Raw genomic sequence first — 3,717 nt, 5'->3', positions numbered from 1 at the left:
CGCCTGGCTGCACGAGACCGGCCGCGTGAAGTATCTCTCGGCGACCGACGAGGAGGCGCTGGCTGCCTTCCAGCTGCTGTCGCGGCTCGAGGGCATCATCCCCGCGCTGGAATCGGCGCACGCCATCGCGAAACTGTCCGAGCTCGCACCGCAGCGGCCGAAGGATCACCTGATGGTGGTCAACCTCTCGGGCCGCGGCGACAAGGACGTGCCGCAGGTTGGCGACATCTTGAAGGGCAGGAAGAAGTGACCACCCGTATCGACGCACGTTTCGCCGAGCTGAAGCAGCAGGGCCGCTCCGCTTTCGTCACCTTCGTGATGGCCGGCGATCCGGACGCAAAGACCTCGCTCGACATCCTCAAGGCGCTGCCGAAGGCCGGCGCCGACGTCATCGAGATCGGCATGCCCTTTACCGATCCGATGGCCGACGGCCCGTCGATCCAGGCCGCGGGCCTGCGCGCGCTCAAGGGCGGCATGACGCTGCGCAAGACGCTGGCGATGGTCCGCGACTTCCGCAGGGACGACAACGCCACGCCGATCGTGCTGATGGGCTACTACAATCCGATCTACATCTACGGCGTCGACAGCTTCCTGGCCGATGCCAAGGCCGCCGGCGTCGACGGCCTGATCATCGTCGACCTGCCGCCGGAAGAAGATACCGAGCTCTGCATCCCCGCGATGAAGGCCGGGCTGAACTTCATCCGGCTGGCGACGCCGACCACGGACGACAAGCGCCTGCCGGCGGTGCTCGCCAACACTTCGGGCTTTGTCTATTACGTCTCGATCACCGGCATCACCGGCGCTGCGACGGCCGATTCGAAGGTGGTCGCGGAAGCTGTGGCCCGCATCAAGCGGCACACCAAGCTGCCGGTCTGCGTCGGCTTCGGCATCCGCACTCCGGAGACGGCGCGCGCGATCGCCGAGAACGCCAACGGCGCGGTGGTCGGCACCGCAATCGTCGATGTGGTGCGTGCCAATCTCGATGCCGAGGGCCGCGCGACGCCGAAGACCGTGAGCGCGGTGGCGGACCTGGTGTCGGCGCTGGCGCAGGGGGTCCGGGGCGCCAAACAGGCCGCTGAATAAGCCACATTTTGCGGCAACAAGGCCGCCGATGGCGGCTTGCCGGGCTCGCCCGGCCCGCCATATATCCAGCTGGTGCGGAACCGATCCGCATTTCGGAGCGAACCATGAATTGGCTCACCAACGTCGTCCGGCCGAAGATCCGCAACATCCTGCGGCGCGAGACGCCGGAAAACCTCTGGATCAAGTGTCCGGATTCCGGACAGCTCGTGTTCTACAAGGACGTCGAGGCCAACCAGTTCGTCATCCCCGGCTCGAACTACCATATGCGCATGGGCGCGGTGGCCCGGCTGAAGTCGATCTTCGACAACGAGACCTGGTTCGATGTCGCGCTGCCCGAGGTGACGGCCGATCCGCTGAAATTCCGCGACGAGCGCAAATATGTCGACCGCATCAAGGACGCCCGCACCAAGACCGGGCTGAACGACGCGATCAAGGTCGGCTACGGCAAGTTAGAGGGCGCCGGCGTCGTGGTCGCGGTGCAGGATTTCGATTTCATGGGCGGCTCGCTCGGCATGGCCGCCGGTGAAGCCATGGTGCGCGGGCTCGAGCTCGCGGTCGAGAAGAAGTCGCCCTTCATCGTGTTCGCCGCATCCGGCGGCGCGCGGATGCAGGAAGGGATCCTGTCGCTGATGCAGATGCCGCGCACCACCGTCGGCGTGCAGATGCTGCGCGAGGCGCGCCAGCCCTACATCGTCGTGCTGACCAATCCGACCACCGGCGGTGTCACCGCGTCCTATGCGATGCTCGGCGACATCCAGATCGCCGAGCCCGGTGCGCTGATCGGCTTTGCCGGCGCGCGCGTGATCGAGCAGACCATCCGCGAAAAGCTGCCGGACGGCTTTCAGCGCGCCGAATATCTGCGCGAGCACGGTATGGTCGACATGGTGGTGCATCGCCACGAGATGAAGGCCACGCTGGCGCGGCTGTGCCGCCTGCTGACCAAGGCGCCGCCGCTCGAATCCGCATCGAAGCCCAAGGCCCCGGTCACCGAGCCGGCCCAGATCGTCACGGCGCCGGAGACGGTGCCGGCCGCGCCGCACGCGTGACCGCAAGCGCCGCCCCATCGCAGGCCTCGTTCGAGGCGTTGATCGCGCGGATATCGGCGCTGCATCCCAAGCGCATCGATCTCAGCCTCGATCGCATGCGCGGCCTGATGGAGCGGCTCGATCATCCCGAGCGCAAGCTGCCGCCGGTGATCCATGTCGCCGGCACCAACGGCAAGGGCTCGACCATCGCCTATCTGCGCGCGATCCTGGAGGCGTCGGGCCTGCGCGTGCACGTCTTCACCTCGCCCTATCTGGTGCGGATCAACGAATGCTACCGGCTGGGCGCCAAAGGCGGCGGCAAGCTCGTCGGTGACGATGAGCTGCGCGAGACGTTCGAGCACTGTGAGCGCGTCAACGGCGGCAATCCCATCACCATCTTCGAGATGGAAACGGCGGTGGCATTCTGCCTGTTCGCCAGGCATCCTGCCGATGTCGCGCTGCTCGAGGTCGGGCTCGGCGGCCGGCTCGATTCGACCAATGTGGTCGAGACGCCGCTCGCCTCGGTGATCGCGCCGGTCAGCATGGACCACATGGAATTCCTCGGCGACAATCTGACGGCGATCGCCGGTGAAAAGGCCGCGATCATCAAGCGCAAGGTGCCGGTGATCTCGGCCGAGCAGGCGCCGGATGCGATGGCCGTGATCGAGGCGCAGGCGAACCGCATGCGCGCGCCGCTACATGCGGCCGGCCAGCAATGGCATGTCGGCGTCGAGCGCGGCCGGCTGGTGTATCAAGACGAGCGCGGCCTGCTGGATCTCGCCGCGCCGAAACTGTTCGGCCGGCACCAGTTCGACAATGCGGGCCTCGCGATTGCGACGCTGCGCGCGATCGACAAGTTCAAACTCAACATCGCGGCCTTTGAAGCCGGCATCGTCAATGCGGAATGGCCGGCGCGAATGCAGCGGCTGGTTTCCGGCGCGCTCGTCGGCCAGGGGCCGCAGGGCTCCGAGGTCTGGCTCGACGGCGGACACAATGCCGAGGGCGGCCGCGTTGCGGCCGCGGCGCTCGGCGATCTCGAGGAGCGCGTGTCGCGGCCGCTGGTCGTGATCGCAGGGATGATGGCCAACAAGGACGCCAACGCTTTCCTCGCTAATTTTGCCGGGCTGACCCGCCACATCATCGCGGTCCCGGTGCCCGGCCGCGACAACGGCATGGCGCCGGACAGACTAGCTGACGCCGCGCGGGCGCTCGGCATGCGGGTCGAGATCGCTGACGGCGTCGCCGCCGCGCTGCAACGGCTTGCGATGCTGGCCTATGAGGTGCCGCCGCGCATCCTGATCACGGGCTCGCTGTATCTGGCCGGTCCCGTGCTTGCGGCCAACGGCACGCCTCCTGCATGATGTCGGTGTCGTAGCCCGGATTGCGCTTCGCTCCATCCGGACGGGACGTCGCGCTTGAGGACAGGACAATATCATGCGTTTTGCTGCGATCGCCGATATCCACGGCAACCATCTCGCGCTCGAAGCCGTGCTGTCGGACATCCGCGCGCAGGGCATTTCCGACATCGTCGACCTCGGCGACATGGTGAGCGGGCCGCTCGATGCCCGGCCGACGATCGATATGCTGATGGCGCTCGATGCGGTCCATC

Annotated in this window: 4 protein-coding genes and 1 pseudogene; all 5 read left to right on the top strand. The window is 66.9% G+C overall.

Translation table 11 applies throughout. The features are described 5' to 3' along the window. A pseudogene (locus PMN64_RS42390) lies at positions 1–250 on the top strand (tryptophan synthase subunit beta); the annotation flags it as partial. Next, entirely contained in the window at positions 247–1,083 is an 837-nt protein-coding gene (gene trpA / locus PMN64_RS42385) for a tryptophan synthase subunit alpha (RefSeq protein WP_028341701.1), read from the top strand. The pseudogene PMN64_RS42390 and the gene trpA, both read left to right, overlap by 4 nt. Before the next feature lie 104 nt (positions 1,084–1,187). After that, positions 1,188–2,129 (top strand): acetyl-CoA carboxylase, carboxyltransferase subunit beta, encoded by a 942-nt coding sequence (gene accD / locus PMN64_RS42380; protein ID WP_028341700.1) that lies wholly within the window; start codon positions 1,188–1,190, stop codon positions 2,127–2,129. A gap of 95 nt (positions 2,130–2,224) precedes the next feature. Beyond that, the gene (locus PMN64_RS42375) at positions 2,225–3,469 is read left to right on the top strand and encodes a bifunctional folylpolyglutamate synthase/dihydrofolate synthase (RefSeq protein ID WP_245288769.1); all 1,245 of its coding nucleotides are present in this window, start codon (positions 2,225–2,227) and stop codon (positions 3,467–3,469) included. 73 nt (positions 3,470–3,542) lie between these two features. Beyond that, positions 3,543–3,717: metallophosphoesterase family protein (locus PMN64_RS42370; RefSeq protein ID WP_411785050.1), on the top strand; the 175-nt coding region annotated here is incomplete at its 3' end.

It is taken from the genome of Bradyrhizobium sp. UFLA01-814 (assembly GCF_046718885.1).
GTDB classification, from domain to species: Bacteria; Pseudomonadota; Alphaproteobacteria; order Rhizobiales; family Xanthobacteraceae; genus Bradyrhizobium; species Bradyrhizobium elkanii.
Note: the sequence above shows the minus strand (reverse complement) of the source record. Positions and strands in the feature narration are given on the sequence as shown.